Source organism: Leucobacter sp. (assembly GCF_053528595.1).
In genome coordinates this window covers 1-15417 of sequence record NZ_JAIVPF010000084.1, presented here as the reverse complement: position 1 = coordinate 15417, position 15417 = coordinate 1, and the positions used below count along the sequence as shown (strand labels likewise).

Here is a 15417-nt window from a genome sequence, read left to right as displayed (position 1 = left end):
GCCGTGATGCGCGGCGACGGCCTCGAGCGTGCGCTTGCCCTTGCGGTAGCGGTCGAACTGCTTGTCGAGGACCAACGGGTCGATGACGGGGGAGAGCTCAGCGGGCAGCGCGACGCCGTGCCGCGCCGCCTCGGCCGAGAGCAGGCTCAGATCGAAGGGCGCGTTGTAGGCGACGATGGGGAAGCCCCGCTCGATCATCTCGAGCAGCTGCGCCACGATCTGCTGCACCCCGACGGCGGCATCGATGCCGCTGGTGCGGGCGATCTCGGTCGAGATGCCGTGCACCTGCACCGCAGCGAGCGGGATCTCGATCCCGGGGTCCAGCAGCCAGTCGTAGCGCTCCGCCACCTCTCCCTCCGGCCCGAGCAGCGCGATCGTCGCGCTCACGATGCGTGCGCGGGAGGTGTCGACACCGGTGGTCTCGGTGTCGAACACCGCGAGGTCGGATGCCCAGAGGGGGAGTTGAGCGGTCACCAGGATTTCCTCACAATGCTCAGGCGGTTCTTCTCGTCTGCAACGATGCTACCGAGTCCCTCGGACGATCGCGGTCGAAGCCGCGGTCCGGACCGCCAGGGCCCCCACCGGCCCAGGCCCGGCAGGAGCCGGCGCAGCGCGAGCCCAGGCGGTCCGGTTAGGATCGCTGGGTGACTTCCGAACCGGCCGCCGTGCCTCCCCCCGCATCACCGTCGGCGATCGCCGTGCCGACGCTCGGTACCGAGACGCGCGCCTGGCAGTACGGCGACCCCGACGGCTCCGCCCTGATCCTGGTGCACGGGTTCCGGGGCGATCACCACGGCCTGGAGGGGCTCGCCCGGGGTCTCGCGGAGACGCTGCCGGGGACGCGGATGATCGTGCCCGATCTCCCGGGATTCGGCGCGACGCCGGCGATCCCCGGCCGCGAGCACGACATCGAGCTGTACGGGGAGTGGCTGCGCGCGTTCGCCGCGGAGGCCGCGCCGGGCGGCTTCGCGGTGCTCGGCCACTCCTTCGGATCGCTCGTGGTCGGGGCCGCCATCGCGGGCGGCCTGGAGCCGAGTCGGCTGATCCTCGTCAACCCGATCTCCTCGCCGGCGCTGCAGGGCCCGCAGGCGCTGATGAGCCGGCTCGCCATCGGCTACTACCGCGCCGCGGAGCTGCTGCCGGAGCGGCCGGCCCGCGGACTCCTCGGCAATCCCGCGATCGTGCGGGTCATGAGCGAGGTCATGGCCAAGACGGGGGATCCGGAGCTGCGCTCCTGGATCCACGGACAGCACGCCGCGTACTTCAGCACCTTCTCCGATCCCTCGACGCTGCTGCAGGCGTTCCGCGCCTCGGTGTCGCACACGGTCCCCGAATTCGCTTCGGCGTTCACGATGCCCACCCTGCTGATCGCGGGAGAGCGCGACGACATCACCCCGCTCCGCCAGCAGCTCGAACTGCATCACCGGGTGCCGGGATCCCGGTTGCGCATCATCCCCGGCACGGGTCACCTGGTGCACTACGAGGCCGTTCCCGATGCGGTGGCGTTCATCGGCGAGTTCGTGACCGCCGCCGCGCGGCGCGCGATGAGCGAGGCGGCCGCGTGAGGCTCGAGCGGATCCACGATCTCTCCGCTCCGGCGCTCGCCGACTACACGCAGCTCACGGATGTCGCGCTGCGGCGGGTGCGCGAGCCGGAGGAGGGGCTGTACCTCGCGGAGTCCCCGAAGGTGATCGAGCGCGCCCTGCGCGCCGGGCACCGGCCCCGATCGGTGCTGCTGCTCGAGGAATGGCTGCCCCGCGTCGAACCGCTGCTGGAGGCGCACCCCGAAGTGCCCGTCTACGTGGGGGAGTCGGACCAGCTCGAGGCGCTCACCGGATTCCACCTGCACCGCGGCGCTCTCGCGTCGATGCACCGGCCGGCGCCGCGGGACCCCGTCGAACTGCTGCGCGCATCGAAGCGCGTCGTCGTGCTCGAGGATCTCGCCGACCACACGAACGTCGGCGCGATCTTCCGGTCGGTCGCGGCGCTCGGTGCGGACGCGGTACTGCTGTCGCCCGCGTGCGCCGATCCGCTGTACCGCCGCGCCGTGCGCGTGAGCATGGGGGCGGTGCTGCAGGTGCCCTGGGCCCGGCTGCCCGACTGGCGCGAGGCCGGACCGCTCTTCCGGGAGGAGGGCTACGAGCTGACCGCCTTCGCTCTGCGGGACGACGCCGAGGATCTCGCGGAGTACGTCGAGGAGCTGCCCGAGCGGCTGGCTCTGCTCTTCGGCACCGAGGGAGCCGGGCTCAGCCGGAAGGCGCTGGCCTCGGCCGCGCGTTCGGTGGTGATCCCGATGGAGCACGGCGTCGACTCGCTCAACGTCGCGACTGCGGCGGCGGTGGCGCTGTGGGCCGTGCGCACGGCCGACCGGCGGTCCGCACAGGGGAGCGCCGCGTGAGCGGGGAACCCACCTGGCGGCGATAGGCGGTTCGGACTCGCTGAACGTCGCGGCGTCAGAAGCAAGACTCCTTCGCGGGAGCGCAACCACAGTTCACGGCAGTTGCACGGCGACCTGACCGAGCCTTACGGGCTTGTACGACGAGGTCAGCAGTTGGCCGCTGCCCGTCGTTCCAGGCCCGGGGTAAGCAACCACCATCCCGTTGTTCTTCGGCAGGAACGCGGTGTCCACCCAAGACGGACATTTCAGTGCGCCATTCGGGTTGCGGCAGTAGGTCGTGAGAACGCCAGGCGCCCCTTTGAACTTGACCTTGTACCACGAGGTTACATGCTTGAACTCGACCACGGTGATGACCTGACGCTGATCCGTAGCGATCCATCTTCCACCGATACGCTGTCACCTCACGGCAAACGCGGTGTATTCTGCTCGAATCTTCGGCTTACCCTTCCACAATGCCCCGTACGGACTCTTCGTGGGGTGACTGACGGTGCTGTACTTTTTGATCCCGTGCCGCTTCTTGATCTTCGTCCAGCCGAAGCCTTTGCCAGTCGCGGCGCTATACACCCCGAGGCGGAGTTCGATCTTCGTCTTGTTCCCGTTCTTCCACGAGGCGATCACGGTGTGCTTGGGTGTCGCCGCCTCGGCGGCGGTCACCGGCAGAAGGCCGAGCAGAACCACCAGGACGATCGCGAAGAGCGCCCGCGGACGCCTGCAGCCCTTCTCGTCGCTCGTACTCAACGACCGGCCTCCTGGCGGGCGTTCTCCCCATGTGCGTCGATCAGGAACGGACGCAGTCCCGAGAAATCGCCAACAACGCCGCACCATCTAATCGGCCCACGAGAGCCGACGAACATATGCTCCCAGGGGAAGCAGATGGCGACACCGTCTCCCGGAGGGCTCTGGAGATCGACGGTCACCACTTCGAGCGCGTAGTCCTCAGGGGAGATCTCCTCATCGTCGTTGATCTCAGTGAGGTCGCTCCATCGATAGATCCTGCCGAAGCGCTCGGAAAGCGCTCCCCAGGAGTAGGCCAGGATCGCAACGTCAGGCTCCGCGATCGCCACCTCCAACAGGGTGAGATCAGCAGACGCCGTGCTCTCATCTACGACCGACTCAACAAAGCGCCGGAGATCATCCAGATTATTCATAGCCAAATCGTAGCAACGCTTTGCAGCAGCGCACCCGCGGCAAGCTAGACGCGCGCCCGCATGGACCCCTCACGCTTCCCTCAACTATCCGCCTTGCAGATCCCCACCCCGGAAGACCGGTTCCACGCCGGAGGAAACCCCCGGAGGGAACTCAAGACGTTGGGCGGGACCCTGGCGCACGCTCCGCCGCAGCAACTCTCGACGCTGATACAGGCGGTCAAGCACCGCGTTCGTGACGTCGGCTTGCGCGCGCTGCAGTAGCGGACGAAGGCTTCTCGCCTGCGGGCGGCGGAACCAGCAGAGGAACACGAGCAGCAACGCGACGAGGGCGAGGAGCGGAAGATAAGCGTGCGCCAGGACCAAAGACGCCAACTATCGACACGAGGGCGAGGCCGAACCCTTTGAGAGGCCAGTAACCCACCAGCGGGGCTTTGAACCTTCTCCGTGAGGTCGGAAGCCAACCGCCAGGAGGCATGTATGGGCAGGAACAAGACCACTCCAATGAGGAGAACCAGCACGATGTCCGAAGGAGTATGCGGCAGATAGGGGATGAAGGAAAGTTTCATCATGCCGAGGACTACCCCTGGGGCAGCAGCCAGAACCACGCGGTGTGCCGCATCCGCTTTCCGAGGCCACGCGGCTGGGTGTATGCATGCCCACGATGTTCCGCAGCGCGTTGGCTGAGCGCAATGGTCTCCTCCAGATTCGCCAACAGCACCTCGGCCTGCGCGTCCTCGTTGACGAGGCGACTCATGATCATCGCGATCCACGTCATCAGTTGCACGAGAACCAACTGGGGAATTTTGCCTCTCGGGTCATGGATCTCTGCGAAGATGATCGGCGACGCGCTGGGTGCGGTCAGTGCGAGAGTCACGACCGTAAGAGCCTGCGCGACCTTCAACGGGGCGGCGGGCAGCTTTTGCTCAAGGCAGCGGGTACTTCAGCGTTCTCCTCAGGAACACGAACTAAAATCGTGAACCTACCGGTGTCGGAGGAGATGTTCTCTCACCGGCTGCGCGTATCCGCCCGTCGTTATGATCCGAGAGGTTCACGTGCCCGCTCCCATCAGCTGCTGCGACTACGAGCAGTACCGCCGTTCCTCGCAGGCCCGCGGGGTGTCCGCGAGTCCGGAGAGCGCGGTTCGCGCGAGCAGCCGGCCCGGGGGAGAGGCGTGAGCGGGGGACTCTCCGGGAGACGGCGCGCGCTGTGGTTCGTGATCTTCTGGGCGGCCGTCGGCGTGGGATCCTACGTGCTCGGCGTGCAGAATGCGCTCGGCCAGCGCGCCGAGGACAGCGTGCTCGACGCCGCGGAGTTCACGTACAGCCCGCCGCCGCCGCTCAATCTCGTCTCGATCCCGTCGGTCGCGATCGCACTGCTGGTCGTGGGGATCATCGCGTTCTTCGTGCACGGGATCCGACGGGCCCTCGTGGTGACCGTGGTGCCGGCACTCGCGATCGTCGCGTCGCAGCTGCTGAAGCAGCAGCTGCTCACGCGGCCGCAGCTGTTCGAACTCGATCTCCCGAACACATTCCCGAGCGGGCATATGACCGTCTTCACCGTACTCACGGGTGCGCTCATCTGGGCGGCACCCACGCGCGTGCGCTCCTTCGTGACGCTCGGGGGAGCCGCGCTGCTGGCCGCCGCGGGCTGGCAGCTGCTGGCCTACGGCTGGCATCGCCCCAGCGACGTGCTCGGCGGGCTCGCGCTGGGCACACTCGCATTCTCCCTGGCCTGCCTGATCCGTCCGGCCACGGCGCGCGGTCTCGCCATCCTCGGCCGGACGACCACCATCGGGCTCGTGCTGATCGGCTGGGCCATGGTGGCGGCGGCTCTCGTGCTCGCGGGACTCGCGGGCTGGCGGGAGAGCGCCGATCTGATGCTGAGCGCGGGGGAGTTCGGCGGGGTCGGGGTCAGCGCGCTGGCCGCGCGCTCCCTGTTCCTGCTGAGCTCCGGACGGTCCTGAGCGCTCCGCTCAGGTCCTGCGCAGCAGGCGCTCGGTACTCACCCTGAATCCCTCGCCCACGAGGAATCGTCGCAGCTCGATCGCATCGGGGGCGGCGGGGATCTGGCAGCGGATCGCCCAACGACCCGCGCATTCGAGCGGTGAGAACAATCCGACCGGCGCCTCCGCGCGCAGCGGGGAGCACACTCAACGCCTCGAGCACGTGCGCGGGCGCGCCGCTGACATAATCCTCATGCGCCAGTGCATATCCCGCAGGGGAGTCGACCTCCCGGCGAGCCAGATCGACACTCCGGAGTGTTCCGCCGCGAGCCGCTCGTAGTGCGCTCGGCGCAACGGCCAGCTCTCTGAGTGCGGGATCGTCGGCAGACCGGCGGCGCCGACGGAGAGGTGATGCTCGAACAGCGCGTTCCAGAGCGGCGCGAGCGCCGGGAGGAGTTCGCGCCGGCCGTGCCGCGGGGTGAGCGTCATGCGCATCACTCTCGGCGACCCGTCACGGCGCCGCGGTGCCGAGCGCGCGCCCCTCCGCCTTGCTCGCCGTGCATGATAATCTATATTATGTCAGTTTACTGAGATCGCGACGGCTTCTCCCGATGACCGTCCGATCAGTCGCTCCCCGCCTCCGCGTAGAGCCGCGTCACCGCGTCGACGAGCTCCGTCAGACCGCTGGGCCGGGCGTCCCGCCACCACGCCAGCCGCACCGGGATGCGGGGCCCGTCCCCGACGGGCCGGTACCTGATGCCCGGGCGCGGGTGGTGATCGGCCGTCGCGGCCGCGGTCGTCCCCACGCCGCGGCCGGCCGCTATGGCGTCGAGCCAGCCGTCCACGTCCGTCGATTCGATGAAGCGCGGCACCCGGTCGGCTCCGTGCCAGAGCGCCTCGCTCGTCGTGCCGGCGCGCGCGTCCACGACGACCGTGCGCTCCGCGATCTCGGCCATGCTGAGCCGCCGCCTGCGCGCCCACTCCGCGTCGTCGGCGGCGAACGCCACCAGTCTGCGCTCGAGACCCACGACGACCGACTCGAAGCGGCGGTCCTCGATGGCGCGGCGCACGATGGCGACGTCGCACAGCCCCTCGGCCAGTCCGGCCGTCGGCGAGTTGTGCCGCACGAGCTCCAGGTCGATCGCCGCGTGCGCCGCGGCCCACTGCCGCTGCAGCGTCCGCGTGTGCCGCCCCAGCGCCGCCCACGCGTAGCCCAGGCGGAGTCTGCCGTGCCGGGTCCGCAGGAACTCCCCGAAGCGATCGGCCTCGGCCAGCACGCGACGCGCGTGCGGCAGCACCTGCCCTCCCAGGCTCGTCGGCTCGCAGCCCCGGGGCACCCGGCGCAGCAGCCGATCCCCGACGCTCCGCTCGAGCGCCGCGATCGTGCGGGACACGGACGCCTGCGACACGTGCAGCTCCCCCGCCGCCTCCGTGAACGATCCCGTCTCGGCGGCCGCCACGAACACCCGCAGTTCCCGGAGCGTCCAATCCATAACCTCAGGCTATGGCACTTCCGAAATATGCACTAGGTGTTTCCGATTCCCTTCTCTAGCGTGACTCGCATGGACAGCATCGGATCGAGCGCACCGCCGGACTCCCCCGCGCTCTCCGCGGCTACGGCGACCCCGCGGCAGCGGGTCTCCGGTATCGCGATGACGCTCGCGACGGCGGCGTCCAACCAGACCGGAGCCGCCCTCGGCGCCCTCGCCTTCCCCGCGATCGGCCCCGTGGGGGTCGTGGCGGTGCGCCAGCTCGTCACGGCGCTCGTCCTCACCCCGCTCGTGCGGCCTCGCTTCCGCGGTCTGCGCCGCAGCCAGTGGCTGCCGGTCCTCGGGCTGGCGCTCGTGTTCGGCGTCATGAACCTCGCGCTCTACGCCGCGATCGAGCGGATCGGCCTCGGTCTCGCCGTGACCCTCGAGTTCCTCGGACCCCTCGCCGTCGCGATCGCCGGCTCGCGCCGCGCCCGGGACATCGGCTGCGTCGCGCTGGCGGCGGCCGGAGTCCTGCTGCTCACCGCGCCGGGCCCGAGCACCGACGTGCCGGGCATCGCGCTCGGACTCGTGGCGGCGGGCGCCTGGGCCTCCTACATCCTGCTGAACCGCAGCATCGGGCAGCGGTTGCCGGGGCTGCAGGGCACCGCGCTCGCCGGCGCGGTGACCGCCGGCCTGTGGCTGCCGATCGCCGCCGCCTGGTTCCTGATCCACCCGCCGACGCTCCCCGCGCTGCTGCTCGCGTCGGCCTGCGGGATCCTCGCCTCCGCGCTCCCGTACGCCATCGATCTGCAGGCGCTGCGCCGGATCCCGGCGGCGCTGTTCGGCACGCTCACGAGCGTCAACCCGGTGTTCGCGGCGCTGATCGGGTGGCTCGTGCTGCAGCAGGCCCTCGGAGCCGTGCAGTGGGCGGGGATCGGCCTCATCGTCGCGGGCAACGCCGTCGTCTCGATGCGCGGGCGGCGCGACACCGCGGCGGCGCCGCGCCTCCAGGCTCCCCCGGTCCCGGTCCAGGCTCCCCCGGAGCCCGGCACCGTCCCTCGTCTCGACTAGGGTGAGTTCTCGTTCCACACGCGTCCGCCGCAGGCGACGCGCCACTCCGAGCGGAGGACGACTTGCGCAGCACCGAGACCCGGCACCCCGATCCCACCGTGCTCGCCGCGCTGCGCTCGCCGCGCCTGCTCACGCGCGAGGCGCTCGCCGGGCTGGTCGTCGGGCTCGCACTGATCCCGGAGGCGATCTCGTTCTCGATCATCGCCGGCGTCGATCCGAAGGTGGGGCTCTTCTCGTCCTTCGTGATGGCGGTGTCGATCGCGTTCCTCGGCGGGCGTCCCGCCATGATCACGGCGGCCACGGGCGCGGTGGCGCTCGTGGTGGCCCCGGTCGCGCCCCGCTACGGGCTCGACTACCTGATCGCGACGATCATGCTCGCCGGCGTCTTCCAGATCCTGCTCGGACTGCTCGGGGTGGCCCGCCTCATGCGGTTCATCCCGCGCAGCGTCATGGTCGGCTTCGTCAACTCGCTCGCGATCCTCGTGCTCATCGCCCAGCTCCCCCACCTGATCGGCGTGCCCTGGCTGGTCTACCCGCTCGTGGGGGCGGGGATCCTCGTCATCGTGATCGTGCCGCGGCTCACGCGGGCGATCCCGGCTCCCCTCGTGTCCGTCGTCGTCATCACCGTCGCAGCGGTGGTCTTCTCGCTCGCGGTGCCCACCGTCGGCGACCAGGGCGAGCTGCCCCGCAGCCTGCCCGAGCTCTTCGTGCCGGACGTGCCGCTGAACTGGGAGACCCTGTCGAGGATCGCCCCCTACGCGGCGGCGGTCGCGGTCGTCGGCCTCATGGAGTCGCTGATGACCGCGAAGCTCGTGGACGACATCACCGACACCCGCTCGAGCAAGACCCGCGAGTCCTGGGCGCAGGGCGTCGCGAACATCCTGTCCGGCTGCTTCGGGGGCATGGGCGGCTGCGCCGTGATCGGGCAGACGATGATGAACGTCAAGGTGTCCGGGGCGCGAACCCGCGTCTCGACCTTCCTCGCGGGTGTCTTCCTGCTGGTGCTGGTGGTGGTGCTGGGAGACGTGGTGAGCGTGATCCCCATGGCCGCGCTGGTGGCGGTGATGATCATGGTGTCGATCGCGGCCTTCGACTGGCACAGCGTGCGCCCGTCGACCCTGCGGCGGATGCCCCGCAGCGAGACGCTCGTCATGCTCACCACGGTGGCGATCGTGGTGATCACGCACAACCTGGCGATCGGCGTGATCGCCGGCGTCTTCGTCGCCTCGGTGCTGTTCGTGCGGCGGGTCGCGCACTTCGTGTCGGTGGATCGCGAGATCGTCGAGCGCGACGGCGCGGCGACGGCCCGCTACGTCGTATCCGGCGAGCTCTTCTTCGCGTCGAGCAACGACCTCACGACGCTGTTCGAGTACCGCTCCGATCCGGGGCGGATCGTGATCGACATGTCCCGATCCCACATCTGGGACGCGTCGTCGGTGGCCGCGCTCGACGCGATCGAGACGAAGTACGAGCACCTGGGCAAGCGCGTGGAGATCGTCGGCATGAACACGTACACGAGCGCCGTGCACGCCCGGCTCACCGAGCGCGACGGCGGTCGTCGCCGGGCCGATCCGCAGCCCTAGACTGGATGCATGTACGTCAAGATCTGCGGTCTGCGCGACGCCTCCATGGCCCGGCACGCGGTGTCGAGCGGAGCCGATGCGGTGGGAGTGGTCATGAGCCCGCGGAGTCCCCGGCACGCGACGGCGGAGCAGGCGGCCGAGGTGGTGGCGGCGGCGCGCGACCGGGCGCGCGAGGCGGGTGCGGCGCCGATCGACACCGTGCTCGTGGTCAACCGCATGCCCGCGCCGGAGGCGGCCGGCACCGCGCTCGAGCTCGGCTTCGACGTGCTCCAGCTGCACGGCTCGTACACGGCCGACGACGTCGCCGCGGCCGGCGCCCTGCTCCCCCGCATCTGGCGGGCGACCTCGCTCCAGCGGCATCCGGAGCTGCGCGCGGGCGACTTCGGCGAGGAGCGTCTGCTGGTCGACGGTGCGACCCCCGGATCCGGAGAGACCTGGGACCTCTCGCCGCTGGGGCCCGCGAGTCCCGCTCGAGAGCGGCTCGGCGACGGCTGGATCCTCGCGGGCGGGCTCGATCCGCGCAACGTCGCCGCGGCGATCGCCGCCACACGCCCCTGGGGCGTGGACGTCTCCAGCGGCGTCGAGCGGGAGCCGGGCGTGAAGGATCCCGAACTGATCAGCCGGTTCATCCGCGCGGCCCGCGCATGACCGCCGCGGCGCACCGCTCCATCGCCCGTTCCGGCCTGACGACGGCCGAGGGCACGGATCGCCCGCTCCCCCGACCCGACGAGATCGACGTGCGACGCGGGGACTACGAGCTGCGCTTCTTCCGCTGGGCGCGAGCCGCCGCCCCGCGGATCCTGCTCGTGCACGGCATCGGCATGGGCCACAGCGTCTACGATCGGTTCATCGCGGAGATCGTCCCGGAGGCCGATGTGCTCGCCGTCGATCTCCCCGGCTTCGGAGGATGCCCCGAGCCGTCCGAGCCCCTCTCCATCCCCGCCACCGCCGATCTGCTCGCCGAAGCGCTCGAAGAGCTGGGCGTCGGCCCGGTCGTCGCCGTGGGCCACTCGATGGGCGCGCAGATCGTGGCGGAGCTGGCCGTGCGGCACCCCCGGCTCGTGTCGCGCGTGGTGCTCATCGCGCCGTCGGTGAACCCAGCCGAGCGCCACGTGCTGCTGCAGGCCCTGCGCATGCTGCAGGATCTCGCCGAGGGCCAGCCGCTCTCGGTGTTCCGGCGCGGGATGACCACCTACCTCCAGGCCGGGCCGCGCTGGTTCGCCAAGAAGCTGGGGCAGATGCTGCAGCACCGGGTCGAGGACTGCCTGCCGCACGTGCGGCAACGGGCGCTCGTGCTGCGCGGCACCCGCGACCGGGTCGCTCCGCGCGCCTGGGCGGTGCGGATCACCGGTCTGATCCCCCGCGCCGAGATGCGGCAGATCCCGGATCGCGGGCACGAGGCGCTCATCAGCTCGGGAGAGCCCGTCGCGCGCATCGTGCTCGACTGGATCAGGAGCCCCGAGGAGCCGCGCGACTCCCCCGCGGCCTGAGCATCGGCTCCGGAGCCCGGCCGCCGGCGGGCCGGGCCGGCGGGCGGCGTATGCCCGGCCCGCGGGCCCTCGGCAACACGCCAGCCCCGGGTCACAATCGCGTAACGGGAGAAATCCCTGATCGAAGCACCATTCACCCGACTGCTCCGACGGTCGCCCCACCCAGGGGTCCGACGACGATCACGCCGCTTGGCTAGCGTGGAAAGGTCCGAGCCGCAGTGGCGGCGCAGGCGCGGCAGGAGACCTGGAGCCATGACCAAACAGCCCAACACCGGCAAGCGCACCATGAAGATCACGGTGCCCACCCCGCCCCCGGTCCCCCACCCGGGGCTCATCCCCGGCATCGGCGTCGAGCAGACCGGTCTGCGCTTCCCCACGAACTGGCTGGTGCTCACGGTGACCGTGGCGCTCACCCTCTCCGTGATCGTGTGGGCGTTCGTCGCCCCGGAGAACCTCTCGGAGGTCGGCGCGAACTCACTCGCCTGGGTCAGCACCAACTTCGGCTGGCTGTTCGGCGCGCTCGCGATCGTCGTCGCGCTCTTCATGCTCGTCGTCGGCTTCGGCCGCACCGGCGGCATCCGCCTGGGCGCCGACGACGAGGAGCCGGAGTTCTCCACCGCCTCGTGGATCTCCATGCTCTTCGCGGCCGGGCTCGGGATCGGCCTGCTCTTCTACGGCCCGCTCGAGCCCCTCCCCTACTTCCTCGATCCCGCGCCCGGTATCGCGGCCGAGGGCGGCACGCCCGGAGCGGCCCTTCCCGCGCTCGCGCAGACGATCCTGCACTGGGGCCCGATCGCCTGGGCGTTCTACGCCCTCGTCGGCGGCGCCATCGCCTACAGCGCCTACCGACGCGGCCGGGCACCGCTCATCTCCGCCCTCTTCGAGCCCGTCTTCCCCGGGAGCAGCCACCGGATCCTCGGTCGGGTCATCGACATCTTCGCCATCATCGTCACCCTCTTCGGCACAGCGGTCTCGCTCGGGATCGGCGCGCTGCAGATCGAGAGCGGCTTCCGCATCGTCACGGGCCTCGGCCCCATGGGCAACGCATTCCTGGTCGGCGCGATCGCGATCCTCACCTCGCTCTTCATCGCATCGGCCGTCTCCGGCGTGAAGCGCGGCATCCGCCGTCTCTCCAACCTCAACATGGCGCTCACCGGCGGCCTCGGGCTCTTCGTGCTCGTCGTCGGGCCGACGGTGTTCCTGCTCAACTTCCTGCCCTCGGCCGTCGTCGAGTACTTCCAGCAGCTGCTGCTGATGCTGGCGCGCAACCCCAATCAGGGCGAGGCCACCGCGGAGTTCCTCGCCACCTGGACCACCTACTACTGGGCCTGGTGGGTGTCGTGGACCCCCTTCGTCGGCATGTTCATCGCGAAGATCTCGCGCGGACGCAAGCTGCGCGAGTTCGTGATCACCGTCATGCTCGTCCCCTCCGCCATCGTGATCGCCTGGTTCGTCGTCTACGGCGGCACGGCGATCTACATGAGCCTGTCGGGCGAGGATCTGCAGTCGGGCGGCTCCGGCGAGGAGGTGCTGTTCCAGCTGCTGCAGCGGCTCCCCCTCGGCATGATCACCTCCGTCATCGCCATGATCGCGGTGCTCGTCTTCTTCGTCACGGCGGCCGACTCCGCCTCGATCGTCATGGCATCGATGTCGCAGGGCGGACGCCCCGAGCCGTCGAAGTGGGTCACCATCGTCTGGGGCCTGCTGCTGGCGCTGATCGCGATCGCGCTCCTCCTCGCGGGCGGTCGCAACACGCTGTCGGGCCTGCAATCGCTCATGGTGGTCTCCGCGCTCCCCTTCGCCTTCGTCGTGATCGGGATCATGATCGCCTGGGTGAAGGATCTGCGCACCGACCCCTACATCATCCGGCGCAAGTACGCGCAGGCGGCGATCGCCCAGGGCGTGCGGCGGGGCATCGACGAGTACGGCGACGACTTCGTCTTCGGCACGAACGAGGTCCCGGCCGACGAGGGCGCGGGCGCCGACTTCGACAGCGCCGATCCCGCCCTCACCGAGTGGTACGTCGACGCGACCACCGGCCCGATCCAGCGCGTCACGGGCGCCGACGTGCGTCGCACGCTGGATCCCGCGCGCATCGAGAAGCCGGGCCCCGAGCGCCCCGACCACACGGCATCGGGCGACGCCTCGCTGACCGTGGGCGAGCGCATCGCTCCCCCGCCCGTGCGGCCGGACGACGATGGCGCGGGTGCCGGTGCGGGTTCCGATGCCGGTGCGGGTTCCGATGCCGGTGCGGGTTCCGATGCGGGTGCCGCGAGCGGGGACGGCACCGTCCCCGGCGACGATCCCGAACCGCGCTGAGGGCCCGGGAGCGCCGCGAGCGCGGAGTTCCCGGGCGCTCGCCCTGGCGCTTCTCGGATCAACACTGTAATCTGTTCGTTATCTTTTGCGCCGAGACCCCGGCGCCCCCGACTCCGGAAGACTGCATGCCCCATCCCACACCCGTGACAGACGCGCGCGTCTATCCGTCGCGCCGCTCGCTGCGCGAGAGCCGTGATGCGCGCTCCTCGGAGCCCGAGACGGGTTCGATCCGCCTGCCGCTCGTCGAGCACGTGCCCGCGACGGACATCCCGTCCGACCCGATCCGTACGGCGCCCCCCAGGTCGTTCCGTCGCCGCCTAGCCGGCGTCGCGGCCGCCGCGAGTGTCTGCGGGCTCACGCTCACGCTCGCCCTGCCGCTGACCGAGCAGGCGAGCGTCGCGGCGGGCACCGGCGCCGTGCACTCGTCGCAGCAGCTCTTCTCCGAAGTGTCCCTCGACGAGCTGCCCCCGTCATTCACCGAGGTCAGCGCCTCGATCTCCGACAGCTCGGCCCCGATCGCCTACGTCTTCAACCCCGAGACGCTCGTGAACTACCCGTTCGCCACCGCCGTCACCCTCACCGACGGCTTCGGCTACCGCACCGCCCCCGTCGAGCAGTTCCACGACGCGCAGGACTTCGCCGCGGCCGCCGGCACTCCGGTGCAGGCGATCGCCGACGGCACCGTGCTCGAGGCGGGCTTCGCGAGCGACGGCTGCGGCTTCGGGCTCAAGCTGGAGCACGAGCTCGACGGCGACGAGGTGACGAGCCGCTACTGCCACATGGAGATGGACTCGCACTCGCTCGCCGTGGGCGACACCGTGCGGATGGGCGACCAGGTCGGCGCCGTCGGCAACACCGGCATGTCGTTCGGGCCGCACCTGCACCTCGCGATCCGCGTGGAGGACGAGCCGGTCGATCCGCTGCCGTTCTTCGCCGAGTACATGCGCAAGGACCGGCCCGCCGTCTCGGCCGCCGCCGAGGCCGCGCAGAACTCCGCGCAGAGCGCTCCGGTTCGCCCGACGCCGTAGGGAGGCGCCGGGCGCCGCTCGATCAGCGCGCCGCGGCCTCCGCGGTCGCGCGGGCCCAGTCGGCGAGCTTGGCGGCTGCGCGGCCGGAGTCGATCGCGTCCTCCGCGACGCGCAGCTTCTCGGCGAGCCGTTCGAGCAGCGCGCGCTCGGCCGACTCCGGGTGCTTCGCCAGGTCGAAGGCCACGAGGCCCGCCGCGGCGTTGAGCAGCACGATATCGCGCACCGGACCGCGCTCCCCGGAGAACACGCGGTGCACCACCGCGGCGTTCTCCTCCGGCGTGCCGCCCACGAGATCGGAGATCGAGGCCCGGGGAATCCCCAGCTCCCGCGGATCGATGTCGTGCTCCGTGAGCCCGCCGCGGCTCACCTCCCAGAGGCGCGAATGGCCGGTGGTGGTGAGCTCGTCGAGCCCGTCGTCTCCGCGGAAGACCAGCGCCGAGGCCCCGCGGAGCCGGAACACTCCGACGAAGATGGGGACCCGATCGATATCGGCGACCCCGACGGCCGAGGCCTCGGGACGCACCGGGTTGCACAGCGGGCCGAGGAAGTTGAAGACGGTCGGGATCCCGAGCTCCGCCCGCGCCGGGGCGACGTGGCGGAATCCCGGCAGGAAGCGCGCCGCGTGCACGAACGCGATGCCGGCCTCGTCGAACGCGCTCGCGAGCCGGTCCGCGTCGAGCGAGAGGTCGATGCCGAGCGCCGTGAGCACATCCGAGGAGCCCGAGAGGCTGCTCGCCGCGCGGTTGCCGTGCTTCACCACCGGCGCTCCCGCAGCGGCCGCGGTGATGGACGCCATGGTCGACACGTTGACGGTGCCGAAGCGGTCGCCGCCCGTTCCCACGATGTCGAGCGACATCGCCGGCAGCGAGATGGGCGCTGCCTCGGCGAGGATCGCGTCGCGGAACCCGATGACCTCCTCGACCGTCACGCCCTTCGAGCGCAGCGCCACCAGGAAGGCGCCGATCT

16 protein-coding genes are annotated in these 15417 nt (G+C 70.6%); 9 read left to right on the top strand and 7 right to left on the bottom strand.

The features are described from left to right. The coding region (locus ACWKZU_RS16925; protein ID WP_449283507.1) for an exonuclease domain-containing protein at nucleotides 1–474 on the bottom strand (474 nt) is incomplete at its 3' end. A gap of 170 nt (nucleotides 475–644) precedes the next feature. Here ACWKZU_RS16925 and ACWKZU_RS16920 point away from each other — a divergent pair. Continuing rightward, nucleotides 645–1565 (top strand): alpha/beta fold hydrolase, encoded by a 921-nt coding sequence (locus ACWKZU_RS16920; protein ID WP_449283506.1) that lies wholly within the window; start codon nucleotides 645–647, stop codon nucleotides 1563–1565. Continuing rightward, entirely contained in the window at nucleotides 1562–2398 is an 837-nt protein-coding gene (locus ACWKZU_RS16915) for a TrmH family RNA methyltransferase (RefSeq protein WP_449283505.1), read from the top strand. The genes ACWKZU_RS16920 and ACWKZU_RS16915 overlap by 4 nt, the downstream gene beginning before the upstream one ends. A gap of 93 nt (nucleotides 2399–2491) precedes the next feature. Here the strand turns inward: ACWKZU_RS16915 and ACWKZU_RS16910 are convergent, their stop codons facing one another. The 4 genes from ACWKZU_RS16910 to ACWKZU_RS16895 form a co-directional block, all read right to left on the bottom strand. Beyond that, a complete protein-coding gene (locus ACWKZU_RS16910; RefSeq protein WP_449283504.1) occupies nucleotides 2492–2743 on the bottom strand; it encodes a hypothetical protein in 252 nt (83 codons plus the stop codon). 51 nt (nucleotides 2744–2794) lie between these two features. After that, the gene (locus ACWKZU_RS16905) at nucleotides 2795–3136 is read right to left on the bottom strand and encodes a hypothetical protein (protein ID WP_449283503.1); all 342 of its coding nucleotides are present in this window, start codon (nucleotides 3134–3136) and stop codon (nucleotides 2795–2797) included. Next, the gene (locus ACWKZU_RS16900) at nucleotides 3133–3546 is read right to left on the bottom strand and encodes a hypothetical protein (RefSeq protein ID WP_449283502.1); all 414 of its coding nucleotides are present in this window, start codon (nucleotides 3544–3546) and stop codon (nucleotides 3133–3135) included. The genes ACWKZU_RS16905 and ACWKZU_RS16900 overlap by 4 nt, the downstream gene beginning before the upstream one ends. A 577-nt stretch (nucleotides 3547–4123) precedes the next feature. After that, the gene (locus ACWKZU_RS16895) at nucleotides 4124–4420 is read right to left on the bottom strand and encodes a hypothetical protein (RefSeq protein WP_449283501.1); all 297 of its coding nucleotides are present in this window, start codon (nucleotides 4418–4420) and stop codon (nucleotides 4124–4126) included. 297 nt (nucleotides 4421–4717) lie between these two features. Between ACWKZU_RS16895 and ACWKZU_RS16890 the strand changes: the two genes are divergently transcribed. Continuing rightward, the gene (locus ACWKZU_RS16890) at nucleotides 4718–5509 is read left to right on the top strand and encodes a phosphatase PAP2 family protein (RefSeq protein WP_449283500.1); all 792 of its coding nucleotides are present in this window, start codon (nucleotides 4718–4720) and stop codon (nucleotides 5507–5509) included. Nucleotides 5510–6111: 602 nt separating this feature from the next. Here the strand turns inward: ACWKZU_RS16890 and ACWKZU_RS16885 are convergent. After that, a complete protein-coding gene (locus tag ACWKZU_RS16885) occupies nucleotides 6112–6981 on the bottom strand; it encodes a LysR family transcriptional regulator (protein WP_449283499.1) in 870 nt (289 codons plus the stop codon). 69 nt (nucleotides 6982–7050) lie between these two features. On the opposite strand from ACWKZU_RS16885, the gene ACWKZU_RS16880 reads away from it, so the two are divergent. From ACWKZU_RS16880 to ACWKZU_RS16855, 6 genes are all read left to right on the top strand, one after another. Next, nucleotides 7051–8031, top strand: coding sequence for an EamA family transporter (locus ACWKZU_RS16880; protein WP_449283498.1), 981 nt, complete (start codon nucleotides 7051–7053; stop codon nucleotides 8029–8031). Between the two features lie 62 nt (nucleotides 8032–8093). Beyond that, a complete protein-coding gene (locus ACWKZU_RS16875) occupies nucleotides 8094–9614 on the top strand; it encodes a SulP family inorganic anion transporter (protein ID WP_449283497.1) in 1521 nt (506 codons plus the stop codon). 9 nt (nucleotides 9615–9623) lie between these two features. Further along, nucleotides 9624–10262 carry a phosphoribosylanthranilate isomerase gene (locus ACWKZU_RS16870; protein ID WP_449283496.1) on the top strand — a complete coding sequence of 213 codons (639 nt, stop codon included), beginning with the start codon at nucleotides 9624–9626 and terminating at the stop codon, nucleotides 10260–10262. Beyond that, nucleotides 10259–11104, top strand: coding sequence for an alpha/beta fold hydrolase (locus ACWKZU_RS16865; protein WP_449283495.1), 846 nt, complete (start codon nucleotides 10259–10261; stop codon nucleotides 11102–11104). Before ACWKZU_RS16870 ends, ACWKZU_RS16865 begins: the two co-directional genes overlap by 4 nt. Nucleotides 11105–11356: 252 nt before the next feature. Continuing rightward, nucleotides 11357–13423 carry a BCCT family transporter gene (locus ACWKZU_RS16860; RefSeq protein WP_449283494.1) on the top strand — a complete coding sequence of 689 codons (2067 nt, stop codon included), beginning with the start codon at nucleotides 11357–11359 and terminating at the stop codon, nucleotides 13421–13423. A 125-nt stretch (nucleotides 13424–13548) separates the two neighbouring features. Then, nucleotides 13549–14451: a M23 family metallopeptidase gene (locus ACWKZU_RS16855; RefSeq protein ID WP_449283493.1), complete on the top strand. Its 903-nt coding sequence runs from the start codon at nucleotides 13549–13551 to the stop codon at nucleotides 14449–14451. A gap of 22 nt (nucleotides 14452–14473) precedes the next feature. Here ACWKZU_RS16855 and trpD read toward each other — a convergent pair whose 3' ends face one another. Continuing rightward, complete coding sequence (trpD, locus tag ACWKZU_RS16850) at nucleotides 14474–15415, bottom strand: anthranilate phosphoribosyltransferase (RefSeq protein ID WP_449283492.1); 942 nt, start codon at nucleotides 15413–15415, stop codon at nucleotides 14474–14476. Nucleotides 15416–15417: the final 2 nt, after the last annotated feature.

What these genes read in the sequence shown, in the direction of transcription:
- ACWKZU_RS16900 (WP_449283502.1), bottom strand. Translation starts at nt 3,546, where the DNA reads ATGAATAATCTGGATGATCTCCGGCGCTTTGTTGAGTCGGTCGTAGAT.
- ACWKZU_RS16885 (WP_449283499.1), bottom strand. Translation starts at nt 6,981, where the DNA reads ATGGATTGGACGCTCCGGGAACTGCGGGTGTTCGTGGCGGCCGCCGAG.
- ACWKZU_RS16880 (WP_449283498.1), top strand. Translation starts at nt 7,051, where the DNA reads ATGGACAGCATCGGATCGAGCGCACCGCCGGACTCCCCCGCGCTCTCC.
- ACWKZU_RS16870 (WP_449283496.1), top strand. Translation starts at nt 9,624, where the DNA reads ATGTACGTCAAGATCTGCGGTCTGCGCGACGCCTCCATGGCCCGGCAC.
- ACWKZU_RS16865 (WP_449283495.1), top strand. Translation starts at nt 10,259, where the DNA reads ATGACCGCCGCGGCGCACCGCTCCATCGCCCGTTCCGGCCTGACGACG.
- ACWKZU_RS16860 (WP_449283494.1), top strand. Translation starts at nt 11,357, where the DNA reads ATGACCAAACAGCCCAACACCGGCAAGCGCACCATGAAGATCACGGTG.
- ACWKZU_RS16855 (WP_449283493.1), top strand. Translation starts at nt 13,549, where the DNA reads ATGCCCCATCCCACACCCGTGACAGACGCGCGCGTCTATCCGTCGCGC.